Here is an 18,135-nt window from a genome sequence, read left to right on the forward strand (position 1 = left end):
GCTGCCTGTCATCATAACAGGCAGCCTTTTTAGGCGTTATTTACTAAAAATGTTCAATAATCCGCTTGATTGCGTGAGGGTGTATATTGGTCTTACCCCAGACGCACTTCTTTGATGGGGTGTATCAACCGATTTTAATACCAATGTTCCTCCGTTATACGAAATAAGATATACATTCTCACACGGTGTTCCGTCACTGTATTGAGTTGTACATACCAACTGCCCTTTTGAAATTGAATAAGTTCCCTTTTCTCCCCGCGAATATGTATCATTTGTTGTTAGATTAACTTCCATTCCTTTTAGACTGTATGTTCCATCCTTTCTAAAGGTGAAAGAAATATCTTTCGCTGCCAATTCCTTACTGATATACATACCATCTTTATACTCAGCCTTACCTTCGGCAACAGCTTCCTGAGCGTATGTAAAGGTCTCGTGTTCAGTCCCCCGAGTATTTATATCCGGAAGGTAATAAAAGATACCACTACCGGTAAAAACCGCTTCATCTTCTTGGGGCAAGGTCTGACCTTTACCACCGGACGTTATACCCATCCCACAAGAGAGTGCAGCACAGACAAAAGCAACAAGTGCTATTAATTTCATTCCTTTTTTCATACAACAACTACTCCTTCATTGTTTGTTGTGTTTATACTAACGGGCACCGTTTTGCCCGTGCCCAGTGTATTCTGATTTTATCATCAATTCCTGTGGTTGATACCGTCAGAAGTGTTACGCCGTCAAATATCCCAATCACTTTTTCTCTATGTTCGCCATACATCTCTGAATTTGTCAACGATATGTTACCCCTATTTCCTTGAAATTAATTAAAAGAGGGGATTGAAAGTGCAGGCAATTTCAATGGGAAAAAGGAAGGTTTACGTCTACCTGACAGGACAAACGTTACATACCCATACCCTGTTGTCATACTATCTACTATTTTTTGTTTTAAAATAAGCGTCATCCCGTCATATGAATATTTCATATCAAGTAATCCGAAAGATGCTGTAGCTTCTGAAATGTTATAGGTACCAATGCCTTCACCCATATCAACCCATAACTTTTTATTAATATTATATATTTCGCAATTTAATATACACGAGCCATCTTTCTTAAAAACTACTCGAACATTTCGAATCGCATCAGATAATTTTGTTTCTTTGCCAGTCGCTTTATCATAAGAGAATGTAATACCGCTACCAGTAAATACCGCCTCATCTTCTTTAGGCAAGGTCTGACCTTTACCACCGGATGTTATACCTTGCCCACAAGAGAGGGCAGCACAGACAAAAGCGGCAACTGCTATTAATTTCATTCCTTTTTTCATACAACAACTACTCCTTCATTTTTTTGTTGTGTTTATACTAACGGGCACCTGTTTTGCCGTGCCCAGTGTATTCTGATTTTATCATCAATTCCTGTGGTTGATACCGTCAGAAGTGTTACGCCGTCAAATATCCCAATCACTTTTTCTCTATGTTCACCATACATCTCTGAATTTGTCAACGATATGTTACCCCTATTTTCTTGAAATTAATTAAAAGAGGGGATTGAAAGCGCAGTTTTTTTTAACGGGATAAAAGATGCACGAGTTTTACTTGAAAGGATGTGAATTCGCCCTGCTTTTTTGCCTGCTGCTTCCGGATGCCCTAATTTTTGTGCCATATATTTATCAAGAACAGTCTTTTCTTCGTGTTTTAAAATCAGCGTCGTTCCGTCATAGGAATACTTACACCCTTCTAAAATATCTACCGTATCTTCTGAAAAAGTATATGGAACTGGAGTAGTATCCTCGATTTTAGTCCATCCTGTAGGAGGAATATACCATACTTCTCCCGTCATTGTATAAGTGCCATCTTTGTTAAAAACTAGTCGGAAATTACGTGTCCAATCGTGTAATTTATACTCTTTACCGGTTTCTTCATCGTACCAATATCCATAACCGCTACCGGTAAATACCGCCTCATCTTCTTTAGGCAAGGTCTGACCTTTACCGCCGGACGTTATACCCATTCCGCAAGAGAGGGCGGCACATACCAAAGCGGTAAGTGCTATTAACTTCATTCCTTTTTTCATACAACAACTACTCCTTCATTTTTTTGTTGTGTTTATACTAACGGGCACCTGTTTTGCCGTGCCCAGTGTATTCTGATTTTATCATCAATTCCTGTGGTTGATACCGTCAGAAGTGTTACGCCGTCAAATATCCCAATCACTTTTTCTCTATGTTCACCATACATCTCTGAGTTTGTCAACGATATGTTACCCCTATTTTCTTGAAATTAATTAAAAGAGGGGATTGAAAGCGCAGTTTTTTTTAACGGGATAAAAGATGCACGAGTTTTACTTGAAAGGATAACAATTAAACCTCCTGATTTTCCAGTTGCTTCAGGATAGCCAAAAAATTCAGCAAGGGATTTGGGAATATTTCCGTTTGGGGTAGTCTTTAAAATGAGTGTACGACCGTCATATGAATACTTATAATTGTGCTCAAAAATAGTCATTGTATCATCGGAGATCGCATATTTATAGCTGGCTTTGGGGGTATCAGACCATTTCGTATTAAGATAATATATTTGGCCAGTAGTTGTATAAGTTCCATCTTTCTTAAAAATCACTCGTAGATTACGTAGCCAATCATATAGTTTTTTTTCTTTACCAGCCGCATCAGTACACCAATATGCAAAACCTTGCCCAGTAAATATCACTTCGTCCTCCTTGGATGGAGGTGTTTCTTGGCAATATCCATCAGTAAGTACAAGAGTAGTAAATATAAACATCGCAACTGCTATTAATTTCATTCCTTTTTTCATACAACAACTACTCCTTCATTTTTTTGTTGTTTATTCCATACTCGATAGCCATTCGGTTATCGTTTGTTATACAAAATAAAGTATGCGCTACCGGCACACAAAATGCAACAAGAAAAACGCTATCTTCACATAGCAATCGCATTAATCTACCTCTATCACATTCATTGATCATTCGTTCTTCTGCTCTTTTTTATTACTTTCTTTGCCATAAATAAAAACCCCAATCAGTGAAGCTACTGCCCCTATGAGCACAGAAAGTCCAATAATACTTTTTCCCAAAAAAAGTAACCCAAGTCCGCCACATATGGCAATAACACCCAGCAGAAAAGCAAAAATTTGACCTTGATGAGTTCTTTGAACTGCACCGGTAATAACTGTTTTTTCTATTACCATACGATGTTCTTGTTGCTTTTCATAAGCAGCTAAGAATCTTTCTGTAATACCGGGTTGTATTGCCTCATACGCTGCCAATTCTTCAGCCGGAGGAAGAATTGATGCACGTGCCTGAAATTGTATAATAGATTCATGGTGTTTATACGATACATCAGGAGTATTTTTTGTTTTAGGAATTAGCGAGCTGTGTTTTTTTGACATTGATTCATTATTCCTGCAAAAGCAATTGCGGCATCTGCCCGTAAAGCATCCATATCGGCTTCCAGTGTCTTTTGATCATTGGGATATGATAGGACAATATCGTCATATGGAGTATATACACCGAATAAATCGATAATACTTGCAATGCCGTCTACCACCGATGGCTTTGATAATAAAAGTTTTGTCATTGAATAGTACTCCAAAAGAATTTTTTGATTGAATGCTCAAGCGAGCCGACAACCTGACCTTCCATAGGTAGCTCTTTTCATCATTTACTACCTCCCTTGTTATACATAAAATATGTTAGTGTATTAAGCAGTTTTTTGCAAGCAGATAACAAATTGTTACTTTTCTCGTTTTTCATAGATAAACCAGAGGTCTGGGTCAATCCAGTGCCGTAAGGCGCGTATCATAGAATACGAAGGAAAGCTAAAAGCCTTCCTGGTCTTCAAGTTATAGAGCTGATCATAATTAATACCGTTTTCAGCACACCATGAGTAAGTAAGCGGCTCTAAGTGATTATGCCCTGCTGAATGTTCCCTCACTATTCGGAAATCATCCGGGCCGGTAAAGTGTTTTTGCTCAGGCTTTGCTTCTGCCGTCGAGGTTACCCACCAAGAAGGCGGAATAACATTCCGTAAGCGAAACATCGTCTCGTAGGTCGGTTTTGTCATACCGGTGATATTTCTAAAGAAAGAGATGTACTCAAGTCCATTCTCAAGCGCAAAGGAGCGGATACTCCTCCCGCTATTTTTTACAAATTGAACTGCATACAGTTCGCTTTTATCTTCAGCGGGTTTGGTTGCTTCTGCAACAGGTTCTTGTGTAAGGTACTGCATCAAGGCCGCTTCGATAATCTTCGATTGCGAAACGCCGGTCTCTTGTTCTTTCTTAAGCAGTTTATCATAGAGATTTTTCTTTATATTTGCGCTTATTTGTTGCATCGTAGTGTTCCTTCAAACATGCTACTCATCGTAAACCTCTTTGCGATGACCTACTTCAACAACAGTAATTACAAGCTCTTTATCAACAATTCTGCAAAGAAGCCGATAATCGCCCACCCGATACCGCCAGAAGCCTAAGAGGTTTCCTACAAGCATTTTTCCACTAGCTCGTGGATCGCTCATACCTTCCAGCTTCAAAATAAATTTTTGTATTTGCTTCTGAATAGGCGTATCAAGCTTCAAAAAAAACTTTTTCGCCTTATCAGAAAAAACAACTTTCATAACCCAGCCTCAGCAAAAACATCTTCCGAAGAAAAAGACTTTTTACCAGACTTTTCATAATCAGCCCAAGCAGCGACAGCAGCTTCATAATCTGCCTTATCTTCAAGGCATTCATTCAGGAACAACTCCGCCGCCTTGTTCATAAACCAACTTCGAGAGCAACCACGATAATCACAAAAATCATTGATTTTCTGAAACATATCGGGCTTAAAACTCACGCTCATACTCTTAGCTTTAGCCAAAACTGCCATAAATACCCCCAAATAACACCCCTTACGGGGCTATCATCTGATACTAAAAATAGTACTTGTTTAATAATTTTATTAAAAATATTAGAATTATTCATATTTGTCAAGCAGTATGGGGTAAAACAACAACCGAGAAAGGCTTCAAAGGACTAAAATTTTCTAAAACAGCATCGATTGTATTGTATGAATGGCTTTTGCGATCAAGAAAGGAATATTGTAATAACAGAAGATGGCTAAAACCGCCAGCATACTCAGCTTGAGCGCGAACATAAGGAAGCGTAACAGCCGCGATCGTCGCCGGTATGATTGGCGCGGAATAATGATAATATACGGCTCATCATCGTCAAAAAAACGCATCATTGGTTTCCTTACAGGCTGCTGTGTACCGCATGCTTATGGGGACTATCAGTTAAGCAGTCGACATAATGTGCAAGACGCATCACATAATGAATATCAAGTGGCTCTTTTATACGAACAGCAATATACAGCCGCCCATCTTTTTTAAAAAAGCGTACCGGAGACAGTTGTAAGAAGGATATTAAAGATGGAGCTGTAAAGGTAAGACGCAAGGCCATCGGATCTCGGATATTCATTTTGCCTTCCTGTCCGCAAGAAAGGAGTAGACCATGTTCGGCAATGTTTTCAATGATGCAATCATATTCATAGCCGTCTATCAAAACCGTTTGATACAGCTGTTTAAGACCGAGCATTTTCCAATACGTAACTCCTACTGGAAGCCGTCTTTCGCCTCGTTTATCTGCTGTTTCAAAGCGGCTTTGAAGAAATGCAAGTTTATATGCTAATTCTAACGGTAAGGTATGAGCGAAGACTGCTGTGTAATGCCGCCTTTTACCGCGAACACCGGTTAATTGTACCGGTACCGATAAACGTTCTCCTCGATAGGTAATAAGCAGTTTATCATGTCCCTGTCTCGGGGACAATTCCGTAATACAGTAAAGCTGCCATGCTTCTTGAAAGAAAAAAACCGGAATACACGAATGAGGTGCTCCAGCCTCCTCAATTACAATCTTTTCAATCCCTAAATAGCTTAATACCTGTTTATCGACATGAATCACAGGGGACACTCCTTTTTTCTTGTTCGGCATACCAATAGCCGTATTTTTCTAACAACGTGATAAGCGTTCTTTTACCCATCTTTTTTTGATCGAGGAGCAGCCCCAACTCTCGATAAAAAAGTGCATCAAACCCAAAATACGCACCATAAGTAAGGTTATCTAAAAGAAATAACATCCGCTTTAATACATCAATACGCCTTCCGGTCGCGGTGTATAAAACGGTTACCGCAGGCCTTACCAAAGGAAGTATCCGTTTACATCCGGTTTCTTTCCCATAAATAATGTATGCACGGCGCGTGGAAGGGAAGGTGTAAAAAAGAATGACGGGACTTTTATCATCAAAGGTAAAGACGGTCGCATCCGGAAGCGTTTCAACATGGGCGGCTCCTCCGTGTGCGAATAGAGACAGTCCCTTTTTTTCAGATGGAATAGATACGGTAATCATACTATATAAGATAATGTATTGTAGTAATAACATCAATACGATATACTAAGAGTATAATATTGTAGGAGGAATTGTATGCAAGGATTCTTGCCTCCGGCGCCTGAAGTGCGCGTTTTAACTCAAATTACCGAATCATTTAATCTTTCAAAAGATGAAGCGGAAACCGCTTTGTTACTCCTGAAAGCCCGTGCCAAAACCCTCGATATGTCATTCGATGAGTACCTTTCAACGTACCATCCGAAAGGTTTTGTCGTTTCCGATACGAGCCTTCCGGATGATGTAAAAGGCTATACAGCCTTTTTATCAGGTGATGCCCGTGCCCTTATCGGGGCAGGGAAAAATGCGGACTTTTTCACCTTTGTCCATGAAGCCGCTCATGTCTTTAGGCGGCAGTTAACCGGAACGCTTAAAGAAAAGGCAGAGAAAGTCTTTAAGGTAGAAGAAAGTACATGGACTGAAGCGCAGGAAGAAGCGTTTGCTTTCGGGCTTGAACAGTATATCCGCTTACGCCTTGCGGCTTCCGAAGACCACCACCTCGTCTTTGAAAAAGGAGCGGCCTTCGTACAGCGCGTTTATAACGGTCTTGACCGAATTATTCCGCTTAATCCCGAAATGATCCGGGTATACGATGAGCTTTTTACAGCCGAACGGTTTATGTTTAATCAACAGCGCTTTGATGAAGCAGTCGATGCCATCAGTACTCAAAAAGATGCATCGCAGTTTGCTGAAAGTCATCTATACCTCGGTATGACGCCGCCTATCTATCAAGAACTTGGCTTTGAACGTTTACCGGTGATGATAACTGCTCGTCATATTCAAAATATTATGCAGCCGGAAAAAGAAGGAAGCGCTCCCAATTACCACGGACTTACGCCTGAGATGATAAAACAAATTCCGGATGCGTTAAAAAAGCCGCTTCTTGTTATGCAATCGCAACGGAGCGATAGTAAAGAAGATATTATTGCGGTTGTGTCACTAAAAGATAGTGAAGGCCGCCCGATCATTATCCCGCTATCACCGAATAAAAAAGGTTTTTTCAATGGTATTGAAGTCGATATAAATCTTGCAAAAACAATATACGGAAAAGATCGCTTTACCACTTTTTTACAAAAGGCAGTACAAGAACAAAGAATTTTATATATAAATGAAAAAAGCCGAGAATTAGCAATCCCGGAGCTCCAATTGCTCCGCAACTACCATTCTCAGCTTCTGTATGAAAATATAGCAGCATATCATGATTCTGTCAAGCAAAAAAATCCCGGCATTCCGCTTCTGTATCAAAAAACAGCGTATTATGCAGGGCAGCAGGGGGCATTTGATTTTTTAAATGATCCGGTAAAGCAGGATGCTGTAGCAATGTCTCACAGTCCTCATCATACCGTTTCGCATATCGATATCGCAGCGGATAAAAAAGAGGCAGACGGTAGTGCGAATGCGAATACCCTAAAAATAGTCAATAATACCGCACTCAAGCGCGTGCAGCTCTTTTTTCCGGACAAGCCATCTGATGACGTCAGAAGCGATTTAAAAGCGCATGGCTGGAGATGGTCGCCGCGCAATTTTTGCTGGCAGCGGCTCAATACCGAAAACGGCCTTGCCGACGCCGCCAGAATTCAAAAAACATGGTATCCGGAAAAAGACGAGAAACAAGCACCGAATATAAAGCCGGAAAACGTACCGCCGGTTTCTACAGAAAAGCAAGAGTTGCCTCTTACCCCTGAAAGAAAAGAGATAGTTCTTACCCGGAAAGACTTTGCTAATGCCCAAAAGGTTATTCCACCTTTGCAGTACCGCACAACGGTCGCTTTCGCACGGCAGTCAGAAGATGCAGAATTCTTTAAGGAAATTATTAAAACCGTTTCCGAAACAGTTGAAACAGATCGCGCTACCTCTGACAAAAGACGAGGGGGAAAACAAGGACATCCGATTCTTTTGCGCTATTTTCATCCCTCCGGTACTGAATACTACGTGTCTGACATTGATAAAACAAACGGAGAAGTCTATGGCTTTGGTATTTTAAACGGCGACCTTGAAAACGCCGAATGGGGATACAATAACCTTGACCAATTACGTTCGGTGCCGAACATGGAGCTTGACTACCATGTCCCCGAAGGGATGACCATTGAGCGGCAGCTGCATAAAACGTATCCTTCTTACTTCCCTGAACCGGAAGATGAGATTGAAAACAGCGGAAAAGACCTCAAAAAAGAAGTAAACCAGATGCCGCAACCGATAGTAGCGCCGCTCGCTTCTAGCGAAAAACACGCGACAGCGCTTACACACAAAGAAGCGTATCCGCCGGTACAAGAAGTCGATCAGCTTCAAGCGGCTCAAGGCTCATGGAATATTTTTTACCCGCCACACCGCCACCGGTGGAATAAGGGGCCTTATATCGAAATCTATCATATTGACGATTTTAAACAAGGAGCCATAGGAACAGCCAAAAACGGAAAGTCAAAAAATGATTTTGGCGCATTACTGGAAGGTCTCGACGATGTGGTATTCAAGGCGGATCGTTGCGGAGAAGAAAAAACTGAACGTTTTTTGGAGCAATTTAAAAGCTACGGCTTTCACCCACAAAAGCAGTATACCAATAAAAGAGGACAAAGGCAGTTTATCCTCATGATCCGTGATGGCTCAAAATCGGGCAACGTCGAAATGATCCCAGAACGGAAAGATAAGCAGTTACAGTATACCGTCTTAACGAAAGACGATGACGGTACGATACTTGAAAGGAAAACTTTGAGTGGGGTCCCGCTCTTTAATGTACACTTCTATATGGAAGAGAAACGACAACAGCTCAAAAGGGAGAAAGAATATGGATGGAACCTTGATAGCGGAATACCGGACGGACAGGGGAACTGTCATACGGAAATGGGAGATGCCGGACGGACAGAAGATACAGGAAGAAATACCGGCATGGATGACGGAGCGTTTGAGCGCAGAAGAGAAAACGCTGACAGAGCGAATAGCGTACCGCATTACGCCGGAGAAGTTCGGCCGCATTCTCAAGACGATGAGCAGAGAGGAAGCGCTGTTGTGGACGGTGCAGATGAACCGCAAAATGGGAAGGCCTCTCACCGAGGAACACCTAATATCGGCTCTGATCAACCTCGAAATGGATCTGTAAATGCAGAAGGTGGCGACCAGCCAACTGTCGGGGCGGTAAAACGTATCAGGGAACAGTGCCTGACGCTCTTAAACGAAAAGAGCGTCGATGAACTGACGGCCGAAGATAAAAAAGTTCTTGCCCGGTATGAAGGGGGCGGCGGAACGGGAGAGACAGAGCGGAGTGCCAGCGAAGTCTTATATGCCTTTTACACGCCGAAAGCCGTTTGCGATACACTGTGGCGTCTTGTCGATGCGTATGCTCCTGATGTAAAAACCGTTCTTGAGCCGGCAGGGGGAACGGGGCGTTTTTTAGAAGGGCGAGAGCACAATGACTGTACGCTTATCGAACTGGATGAGACGGCAAGCCGTATTGCCCGACTTTTGCACCCTACAGCCGAGGTAAAAACACAAGCGTTTCAAGAACTCTTTTTTAAAGACGGTGTTATTCACAATGCGCAGTATACGGGAAAAAAGTTTGACCTTGTAATCGGCAACCCGCCATACGGCCTGTATAGCGGCTTTTATAAAGGAAAGGGCGAAGGAACTACTCACAGCCGCTACGAGCAATATTTTCTTGATCGCGCCCTCGATGTGGTAAAAGACGGCGGACTTGTTGCGTTTGTCCTTCCTTCTTCTTTTTTACAGAGTGCCCAAACGGAAGGGAAGCGCCTTATTGCTGCAAAAGGAACGCTCATCGATGCGTGGCGACTCCCTTCCGGCGTTTTCCCAACAACCGATGTTGGTGTTGACCTCGTTATCGTCAAAAAAGAAAGAGGATATGAAAAAGATTTTTCACTCGATTCTTTTTTTGCCCGACACCCTGACCATATTCTCGGAGAAGAAAAAGAAGGAGTCAATCGCTTCGGACAAGAACAAATCACGATAGCCCCGTTTGCAGGAGAATCGCTTGAGGCAACTCTTGCGCGTATTATGCCTGAAAGCATTCTGAAACCGGAAAAAGAAGAACTCCATCAAAAGGTCGCGGAAACAGATGCAGCGAACAAAGTGGGAGCCGTTAGCGGCAATAAAGAACCTATTGGAAGTACTAAAAACTGGTTTGAAGATTACTACAAAAACTCTGTAGGCGGTATGGTACTCCAATCAGTAAAGGACGGCAATGTCCATATCATCGATCTTACCGGAAAAAATAAGCGAGTATCAATAGCACAAGAAGAACAAACTAATACCGTTTCCGCTGAAAACGAAAATATCAAATCCGGTACTGCTTCACGGATGAACGGAAGCATACCGGCAGATGAGGGCATAAGCAGCACATCTATAAAATCAACGCAAAAGCAAACCCTAAAACGGCAACCGGTACCGAATAATGATGAGATGAAACGGCATGAAGGTAAGCTCCTGTCCGCTTCTGAGTTTGCTGCTAAGTACGGTAAAACGCTCGATGAGCGGGAAGCGCCGCTTTGGAAAGCGACTGACTATGAAGGGAAAATTGAAAACGCATCGCTAACGGCTGAACAATGCACCTTTATTGCCCAGCACCCCGATTATATCAAAATCACTGAAACGGCATGGATGCACACGGTCAATTTTACCAAAGGTAATATTTATGAAAAGCTTGAGGTGCTTGAAAAAAATAAAGAGTCGATTGGCGAAGTGCTGTACCAAAAGCAAAAAGAGATGCTTGAACACGCATTACCGCCAGAAGTACCGTATGAAAAACTGACCATTCCCGTTCATTCAAATCTTGCCCATGAGTTTATCGTTGCTCGTGATGACAATGGAGTTCCGTATAACCTGAGAGAAGGTTTTATAAAATGGGCAACCGGTGAGCAGTTCCTTTTTGAAGCGGGACTGCCGCTTTCACACCCCTCACGAGTGACGCTCACCGATGAATCGCCGATACGGCCGGAAGATTTACCGCCTAAAATTCGGTGGTATGATATTATCTCATATATTGATCGGGATCCGGTGCGAGCACATCAAGAGTATACGCCTCAAAAAAAGAAGGCGGCACAGCTTGAAGCTAACAGAACGCGTACTCTTCGGCGCGAAACAGCTGAACGGCTTTTTAATCGCTATATCCAAGAAGGGGTACCTGAAGGAAAACGCCGTGAGCTTTTAACGCTGTGGAACCGCCGCTTTAACGGGTATCGTGCTGCCGATTATGCTAAGCTGCCGCTTTTTGTTTCGGGTATGAGCGAGAAGAAAGACGGGGAAGTCTTTACCCTCTATGAGCAGCAAATAAAAGGGATTTCATTTTTAACCGACAAAGGAAACGGTCTTCTTGCCTATGATGTCGGCGTCGGTAAAACTGCTTGCGGTATTGTTGCAACCGTCAATCAAATCCAAGCAGAAAGAGCTCATCGTCCCCTTATTTGCGTTCCAAAAGCGGTGTATTCAAAGTGGCTCCATGATATAAAAGAACTGTTCCCGACTATCCCGATAAACGACCTTGGAAACTTTAGTGAGGAAAAGCTCAAACCCTTTTTGGTCGGTGAACACGGACTTACCCTCGAAAAGGGCAGTATCTCCTTATGTACCCATGAAGCATTACAAGCGGTAACCTTTAAAAAACAGACGCTTGAAGGGGACTTAACTGTCGATTTACTCGATGCTCGCAGTACCGTAAGTGGTAACGCATGGGATAATGCACAAGAGAAAGAGAAGATACAAAAAATATTAGGAGAAGCCTCTTCCGTAAAAAATAAGTACGTCTATTGGGAAGATACCGGATTTGACCACATCACCGTCGATGAAGCGCACCGGTTTAAAAACCTTTTTACTATGCCGCGGCCCCAGTATGATGATGGGGCAAAGCGGCAAGCCAATGAATTTGAAGGCATCGGAAGCGGCACGCCTTCAATGCGGGCACAAAAGCTTTTTGCCATTACCCAGCTTATCCAAAAGGAAAATAACGGCAGAAACGTCTTTCTCTTAACGGCGACGCCCTTTACGAATTCGCCGACGGAAATCTATTCAATGCTTTCATATGTCGGGCGGGAAAAACTAAAAAATATGCATCTGTATAATCTCGGCTCCTTCATGACCGAGTTTGCCGAAACGCATACCGAATGGGCGGTAAAACCGAATGGAGAAATACAGCCGAAACAGGTGATGAAAAACTTCCGCAATGTGCAGAGCCTTCAAAATCTTTTGACGGAATATATTGATAAAGTCGGCGCAGAAGAAGCAGGCGTTATCCGGCCGATAAAACGCGTTCATGCGATTGAGCTTGAAGCGACGGAACTCCAGAAAAAAATTATCGATGTAGAAACAAAGCGCCTCAGTACGATTTCAAAAGATGATCCGGGCGGAGCGCTTGTCGCGATGAATAATATGCGCATGGCGCTTTTATCCCCGGCACTCGTAAAAGCAAGCGATTATGATTTTGCGCTGCCTCCCATGACTGAACTCGTTGAAAGCTCTCCGAAATTAACTTTTGTCTGTAATGCCATCGCGGCTTCTTATAAAAAAGTTCCTGCAGGCGGGCAGGTAATGTATATGCCGCGCGGGGTACAAGAAGCGGAAGAAGTAAAACGGTATCTTATTGCGCATGGAGTTCCGGAAAAAGCAATCGGCATTATCAATTCCGGAACATCAAGTAAGAAAAAAGATGAGATGACCGAACAGTTCAATGATAAAACAGCTCCATTAAAAATCATTATCGGAAGCGAGACTATCAGCGAAGGAATCGATTTAAACGGCAATTCTTTTGCCCTCTATAACTGTATGCTCGGTTGGAATCCGACTGAAAGTACGCAAGTTGAAGGGCGTATCTGGCGGCAGGGAAATGAGCAAGGTCATGTCCACATCACCTATCCTCTTATCACCGACTCCATCGATTCGCTGATGTATCAAAAGCATGATGAAAAGTCATCCCGCATCAATGCCTTGTGGAGCTATAAAGGGGATACGCTTGACGTGCAGGATATTCGCCCCGAAGAATTAAAACTTGACCTTATCAAAGACCCTGAAAAAAAAGCAGCGTTTATCATAAGCCGAAAGAAAGCTGCATTGGAAGGAGATCGGGCAGTCATTGACCTCAAATTGAGTACCATCGATTCGATTATCGAAAAAAAGCATGCCATAGCTATCAACCTTGCTGCAGCCGAAAGATGTGATGCCAAAGGAGAAGTACGCTTTTATAAGACAAAACTACAGCTACTTGAAAAAAAAGAAGCTGCGTGCGGCATCGACAGTGAGCACAGCGCCGCTATGCGGATTGCCGAACTCAATGAAGAAAAAAGAAAACTTACTGAACGCATCGATTCAATCGAAAAGGAAAAACCGCGTCTGATTGCCGAGGCGAAGAAAGCGCAAGCTGCGGAACACTCTCTTGCAGGCTCTCTCGTTGATATTACCGAAAACTATGTACAAAATCTCTTAAACGACTTAAAACCGATGGCAGAGGTAAGAAAAGAAATTGAGCTGGACAGGAAACACAACACGCTTTCTACAAAAGAAGTAGTTGAAAATATGCCGAATGAAAAAGTTCTCTCGCATAAGAATGTCGAGATACCGCTTGAAGTGGTTAACAAAACGCAATCGGTACAGCCGATTATTGCACCGCTTCGCTCATCTTCCGGTAGCACGATCGCGTCGGTTACGCAAACCGTATCCGGACAAAGCAAGACAAAAACCGCACAGAGTGCCAATAAACATGATATGTCATTCGAGCGTGCAGTCCCTTCGTGTTATGCACGGATCGGTGGCAGAACGCTTTCTGTACAGTCTCTTGCACAATTGCAAACACACTTTTCTTTTCGAACCGTTGCGGGCAATAATACTTCAACTTTACAACCGCACGAGATTACCGCTGTCGCCCATGCGTTCGCCGATATGGCTGATGTCTTACACCTACCTGATACACAGATCGGAGTTTTTTCAACACTCGCCCTTTCACTCGCCGGAACACAACAGAAAAGAAGCGGCACCCATTACGATCGGAATAAACAAACACTCTCCTTAATGCATGGAAAATCAGGCGGCCTTTTAGCTGAAAAATGGTTTTCTGCCTTCGACAACCTCCTTTATAGTGCCGCAACCGGTCAAAAAAAGGATGTGTGTCTCACTGAGATTCCGCAAGGAAAAGGAAAAATCAATCAAGCGTTTCAAAACCTTATCACAGCTATTACGGAAAAAGAGGATAAAACCCCATCCGATTATCTCCGTCATGCCCAGCTGCTTGACGGAAAAGAGGCGGCTCATCCGTATTGGGCACGGAAGCAGAATTTAGCAGCACGTGCATTTTCTGCGTATGTTTCTGACAAGCTTGAAAGCTTAGGGAGAAAAAATACGCTTTTATGTTTTAAGCCGGATAACACCTTTTATAAAACACATACTCCGGCGCAAGGAGTACCAAAGCCGTATCCTGAAGGGGCAGAGCGTGCCCGCATCAATAAAGCGTTCGATGCACTGTTTGACGCGCAGCGGCAATTCCTCTACGCGAAAGAACACCGACCACTTGTCGCACAGACGGTAAAACCACAACCTACTTTTACCTTTGAGCGATAGATTTTCATCTACTGTATATTGATGTTATAACATTTATATTGTATACTGCTGGTAGAAAAGATGTTAATTGATAAGCGGCACCGGAAACCAGTTGCCGCGTAAAAGATGCTTTTCATACGTTTTATTCTTGTACGGTGATAATGATGAATACTCAAGAAGAAAAAATGACCAATCAAACAGATGACCGTAAAACAGGCGTTACTTTCAAACCCATTACGGAACTACAAACCGAGCATATGCTCGATCTTTTGGAAAAAAGAAATCTTCCCTTCCTTCCGGATGAAAACGGATTCTGCGATACCCGCGCTGTTCGTAATGCCCTGACCGGTTATGAGTTTACCGGTATCAATCAAATCCTTGCAAAAGCGTATTTGCATGAAAAAGGTTTAGACGGACACAATATTTTGACCTTTGATCAAGCCAATAAGTGCGGCGCCGGTATCAAAAAGGATGCCAAAGCCTTTCTGCTTTCTTTTCAAGATATGGATAAGCGTGATGAAAATGGAAAGGCAAAGGTGGTTATCAATCACTACTTTGCCGATTCCCACGTAAAGCGGCCGGAGAAATTGCCATCACTTTGGAAAATATCGATCTATACAAAAGATAGTATCGAACCGCGCTTTTCAAATCCATCAAAATATCTTGGGGCTTATCTTCTTAGCATACACTATGGTATTGGGTTTACCCCGCCTTCTGAACTTGCAGCAGAATTTTCTCAGAAATTTAAAGAAGCACTCCAAGCTTCCCCCTCCAATTTATTTAAAATCGGACGGGATGCACACAGATGGATGAAAGAAGATGTTTCACAAACAGCTGAACGAGCTGAACGAGCTGAACGAGCTGAACGAGCAGCGCCGACTCACAGCGCATCTTCTTCTTTCTCTCGATAACCGTATACCGCACAAGTACATCTCAGGGAGACCGCTCAAAACAAACGTTGCGAGTACTCCCTTTAATAAGGAGCAAATGCTACTATGCCTTCTTTTTTTGACACCTCAACACCTATCAATAAAAATGCCTATCGTTCAACCGTATACCTCGGCGAGAAAGATGAAGTCCTCGATCAATGGACATCAAGCGATACTGCCCGTCACGGAAGCCCTGAAGAGTTTTATACCGACCAAGTCAATAAACTCCTTTCCGTTTGCGTGAGCGAACATAATGTTCCATTTTTCAGGCAGGGAGATAAACCGGTGCCGAACAATCTTTTAAACGGTACGGTAATGAAAGATATCAATAAAGCTGCCGCTGAACTGCATGCGACAGCGACCGGTTGTAAGAAAACCGACTATATCTTCGGTCATGAAGCACGTTCTTTAGGACTTACCCTTGACGTAAGCAAAAACACGACGCCGCTTTTAGTCTGTAACGACACAAAATTTGCTTCCCGCAGCCCGCTTTTAAACGAAATACGAGTTGCCGGAGAAGGAACAAAGACAGGCTTTCAGTATATGTATAATGTTGAACAATTTGACGATCGCAGCCGGAAGCTTTTACACAAAATATTGCCTGAGCGGAAAACGTTTGAAAGTGAACAAGTACAAAGCCATGCTCAATCTCAAAAGAACTTTCTCGATAATACCCGTAACCCTGCTATCAAAGAAGCGATGCGTCTTGAAAACGAAAAGCGGAAAGATGAACTTTCCACTGTAGGACTTTTAAATGTCTACAAAGCCATACAAACGCATAATATTGTACAGCAACATGGATCGTATGACCTCGTAGGCGGCGTTCCTTCTTTTGACGCTGATGCCCGTATGAGTGCACTTTTTTCTATGGAAGTGCAAAATGCTTTAAAGAAAATTGATAAAGGAACACTTCCAAAACAAGCGCTTCTTTACAGTATGTATCAAGGGCAAGATTTTTCAAACCGCGCGGTAATGCCTCAATTCTCCTATGAAACGAAACATCAAATGGATGAAAAGCTCAAAAAAGAGAAAAATATTCACCTCTCCGCTGCTCCATCCGTCTCTATAAGCCGATAAGCAAAGTATGACTCTTTCTCGCTATGTAAAACAGCACCGGCATCCTTTCGATTTCCCCGACTACCTCGTCGAAAAACCGATTGACATTACTGCTGATGGAACCCTTTCTGAAAAAGGGCTCCATCAGGCCTATCACCTTTTATACCGCTACCGCAGTAAAAAGGTAGAAACGTTCCGCCATATCATCGTCGATGCATCCGGTACTATCCGAGATCAAATCGCCATCACCAATAAAAGCCTTATCTCCGCTTCTTTTTCAGCAGAGAATAAAGATGCAAATACCAAACAAAACCACTACTGGAATGCTATTAAATCCTATTTAAAAGAGCATAATTATTCGCTCCTTATCGCACATAATCACCCGACAGGACAAATTGTCCCTTCTACACGCGATGAAACATTAACCGCCCAAATCGAACTTGAGCTTTCTTCTCTCGGTGGCACTTCCCGCTTTTTAGGGCATATTATTCTCGATCACGGCAATTTTGCTTTTTATAAACCGGGTAAGGGCTGGCAGTATTCCGCAGATCCCGAGACTCGTAAAATACACGATCCGCTCATGCATCCTAAAAAAAATAATAGCATTATTCCCTTTATGATAAGCGGAGATGATACGCATAAAATGATGTGGATATTAAATGACATTGACGCAAAATCGCACTGGAAAACGGAAGGAAAAACACCCTTTTTTGCTCTTGATCAGCGATATGTCATCGCAGGTATTTACTTTTTTAATAACCGTGACATTATTGCAGCCGCTCAGTCGCCTGAACAATGGAACCGGTTTTTTATCGATTTTCATAAAAAGGCAGCCTTACTCGGCGCCGATTCTTTTTTCCCGGTTAACCGAAGCGATGATGAAAAATTAGAAAAGGCATTGCTGTTTATGGCAGAAAAAAAGATTTTCCTCGACGGCTACAATAAAAACTATTGCTTTTCCGATAAAGACCCTGACCTCGCTTCTCATTACATCGATCCCCTCTATTCGCCGACTGTCATTGCATCTTCAAAAGACTTTAAAGAATTTGCACGGCAAAAGAAATTAAAACGAGTGAGTACATATATCGAACGATAACACACTTTCATTTACCACAAGCTCCACAGTCAAAAGGCGGCTCCGGGATGTTTTGGGCATCCCTTCACCCGCCTTTTTCGTGTGGATTTGTGG

General features: G+C 42.7%; 16 protein-coding genes. 4 read left to right on the plus strand and 12 right to left on the minus strand.

Translation table 11 applies throughout. The features are described 5' to 3' along the window. Nucleotides 1-36: 36 nt before the first annotated feature. From E4N66_RS11670 to E4N66_RS11725, 12 genes are all read right to left on the minus strand, one after another. Complete coding sequence (locus tag E4N66_RS11670) at nt 37-612, minus strand: lipocalin-like domain-containing protein (RefSeq protein ID WP_253728149.1); 576 nt, start codon at nt 610-612, stop codon at nt 37-39. Nucleotides 613-817: 205 nt separating this feature from the next. Beyond that, a complete protein-coding gene (locus E4N66_RS11675; RefSeq protein ID WP_253728150.1) occupies nt 818-1,321 on the minus strand; it encodes a hypothetical protein in 504 nt (167 codons plus the stop codon). A gap of 206 nt (nt 1,322-1,527) precedes the next feature. After that, nucleotides 1,528-2,070 carry a hypothetical protein gene (locus tag E4N66_RS11680; RefSeq protein WP_253728151.1) on the minus strand — a complete coding sequence of 181 codons (543 nt, stop codon included), beginning with the start codon at nt 2,068-2,070 and terminating at the stop codon, nt 1,528-1,530. A 206-nt stretch (nt 2,071-2,276) separates the two neighbouring features. Then, a complete protein-coding gene (locus tag E4N66_RS11685; protein WP_253728152.1) occupies nt 2,277-2,807 on the minus strand; it encodes a hypothetical protein in 531 nt (176 codons plus the stop codon). A 168-nt stretch (nt 2,808-2,975) separates the two neighbouring features. Further along, on the minus strand, nt 2,976-3,401 hold the full coding sequence (locus E4N66_RS11690; protein ID WP_253728153.1) for a DUF2335 domain-containing protein: 426 nt from the start codon (nt 3,399-3,401) through the stop codon (nt 2,976-2,978). After that, nucleotides 3,377-3,589: a hypothetical protein gene (locus E4N66_RS11695; protein ID WP_253728154.1), complete on the minus strand. Its 213-nt coding sequence runs from the start codon at nt 3,587-3,589 to the stop codon at nt 3,377-3,379. The genes E4N66_RS11690 and E4N66_RS11695 overlap by 25 nt, the downstream gene beginning before the upstream one ends. A gap of 156 nt (nt 3,590-3,745) precedes the next feature. Further along, nucleotides 3,746-4,345 carry a ribbon-helix-helix domain-containing protein gene (locus tag E4N66_RS11700; protein WP_253728155.1) on the minus strand — a complete coding sequence of 200 codons (600 nt, stop codon included), beginning with the start codon at nt 4,343-4,345 and terminating at the stop codon, nt 3,746-3,748. A 21-nt stretch (nt 4,346-4,366) separates the two neighbouring features. Continuing rightward, nucleotides 4,367-4,627, minus strand: coding sequence for a type II toxin-antitoxin system RelE family toxin (locus tag E4N66_RS11705; protein ID WP_044013453.1), 261 nt, complete (start codon nt 4,625-4,627; stop codon nt 4,367-4,369). After that, nucleotides 4,624-4,878, minus strand: coding sequence for a hypothetical protein (locus E4N66_RS11710; RefSeq protein ID WP_044016929.1), 255 nt, complete (start codon nt 4,876-4,878; stop codon nt 4,624-4,626). Before E4N66_RS11710 ends, E4N66_RS11705 begins: the two co-directional genes overlap by 4 nt. 156 nt (nt 4,879-5,034) lie before the next feature. After that, nucleotides 5,035-5,235: a hypothetical protein gene (locus tag E4N66_RS11715; protein ID WP_253728156.1), complete on the minus strand. Its 201-nt coding sequence runs from the start codon at nt 5,233-5,235 to the stop codon at nt 5,035-5,037. An 8-nt stretch (nt 5,236-5,243) separates the two neighbouring features. After that, a complete protein-coding gene (locus E4N66_RS11720; protein ID WP_253728157.1) occupies nt 5,244-5,951 on the minus strand; it encodes a hypothetical protein in 708 nt (235 codons plus the stop codon). Beyond that, nucleotides 5,935-6,429, minus strand: coding sequence for a hypothetical protein (locus tag E4N66_RS11725; protein WP_253728159.1), 495 nt, complete (start codon nt 6,427-6,429; stop codon nt 5,935-5,937). The genes E4N66_RS11720 and E4N66_RS11725 overlap by 17 nt, the downstream gene beginning before the upstream one ends. Nucleotides 6,430-6,471: 42 nt before the next feature. On the opposite strand from E4N66_RS11725, the gene E4N66_RS11730 reads away from it, so the two are divergent. The 4 genes from E4N66_RS11730 (at nt 6,472) to E4N66_RS11745 (ending at nt 18,042) form a co-directional block, all read left to right on the plus strand. After that, on the plus strand, nt 6,472-14,982 hold the full coding sequence (locus E4N66_RS11730; RefSeq protein ID WP_253728161.1) for an LPD1 domain-containing protein: 8,511 nt from the start codon (nt 6,472-6,474) through the stop codon (nt 14,980-14,982). A gap of 164 nt (nt 14,983-15,146) precedes the next feature. Then, nucleotides 15,147-15,872 carry an ArdC family protein gene (locus E4N66_RS11735; protein ID WP_253672417.1) on the plus strand — a complete coding sequence of 242 codons (726 nt, stop codon included), beginning with the start codon at nt 15,147-15,149 and terminating at the stop codon, nt 15,870-15,872. Nucleotides 15,873-15,956: 84 nt separating this feature from the next. Next, a complete protein-coding gene (locus E4N66_RS11740) occupies nt 15,957-16,967 on the plus strand; it encodes a hypothetical protein (RefSeq protein ID WP_253728163.1) in 1,011 nt (336 codons plus the stop codon). A gap of 7 nt (nt 16,968-16,974) precedes the next feature. Beyond that, on the plus strand, nt 16,975-18,042 hold the full coding sequence (locus E4N66_RS11745) for a JAB domain-containing protein (protein WP_253728165.1): 1,068 nt from the start codon (nt 16,975-16,977) through the stop codon (nt 18,040-18,042). Nucleotides 18,043-18,135: the final 93 nt, after the last annotated feature.

Source organism: Treponema sp. OMZ 857, from assembly GCF_024181085.1.
Lineage (GTDB): Bacteria > Spirochaetota > Spirochaetia > Treponematales > Treponemataceae > Treponema.

Bases quoted from the DNA above. Each gene is read 5' to 3' on its own strand.
- E4N66_RS11670 (WP_253728149.1), bottom strand. From the start codon at position 612: ATGAAAAAAGGAATGAAATTAATAGCACTTGTTGCTTTTGTCTGTGCT.
- E4N66_RS11675 (WP_253728150.1), bottom strand. From the start codon at position 1,321: ATGAAAAAAGGAATGAAATTAATAGCAGTTGCCGCTTTTGTCTGTGCT.
- E4N66_RS11680 (WP_253728151.1), bottom strand. From the start codon at position 2,070: ATGAAAAAAGGAATGAAGTTAATAGCACTTACCGCTTTGGTATGTGCC.
- E4N66_RS11685 (WP_253728152.1), bottom strand. From the start codon at position 2,807: ATGAAAAAAGGAATGAAATTAATAGCAGTTGCGATGTTTATATTTACT.
- E4N66_RS11690 (WP_253728153.1), bottom strand. From the start codon at position 3,401: ATGTCAAAAAAACACAGCTCGCTAATTCCTAAAACAAAAAATACTCCT.
- E4N66_RS11695 (WP_253728154.1), bottom strand. From the start codon at position 3,589: ATGACAAAACTTTTATTATCAAAGCCATCGGTGGTAGACGGCATTGCA.
- E4N66_RS11700 (WP_253728155.1), bottom strand. From the start codon at position 4,345: ATGCAACAAATAAGCGCAAATATAAAGAAAAATCTCTATGATAAACTG.
- E4N66_RS11705 (WP_044013453.1), bottom strand. From the start codon at position 4,627: ATGAAAGTTGTTTTTTCTGATAAGGCGAAAAAGTTTTTTTTGAAGCTT.
- E4N66_RS11710 (WP_044016929.1), bottom strand. From the start codon at position 4,878: ATGGCAGTTTTGGCTAAAGCTAAGAGTATGAGCGTGAGTTTTAAGCCC.
- E4N66_RS11715 (WP_253728156.1), bottom strand. From the start codon at position 5,235: ATGATGCGTTTTTTTGACGATGATGAGCCGTATATTATCATTATTCCG.
- E4N66_RS11725 (WP_253728159.1), bottom strand. From the start codon at position 6,429: ATGTTATTACTACAATACATTATCTTATATAGTATGATTACCGTATCT.
- E4N66_RS11730 (WP_253728161.1), top strand. From the start codon at position 6,472: ATGCAAGGATTCTTGCCTCCGGCGCCTGAAGTGCGCGTTTTAACTCAA.
- E4N66_RS11735 (WP_253672417.1), top strand. From the start codon at position 15,147: ATGACCAATCAAACAGATGACCGTAAAACAGGCGTTACTTTCAAACCC.
- E4N66_RS11740 (WP_253728163.1), top strand. From the start codon at position 15,957: ATGCCTTCTTTTTTTGACACCTCAACACCTATCAATAAAAATGCCTAT.
- E4N66_RS11745 (WP_253728165.1), top strand. From the start codon at position 16,975: ATGACTCTTTCTCGCTATGTAAAACAGCACCGGCATCCTTTCGATTTC.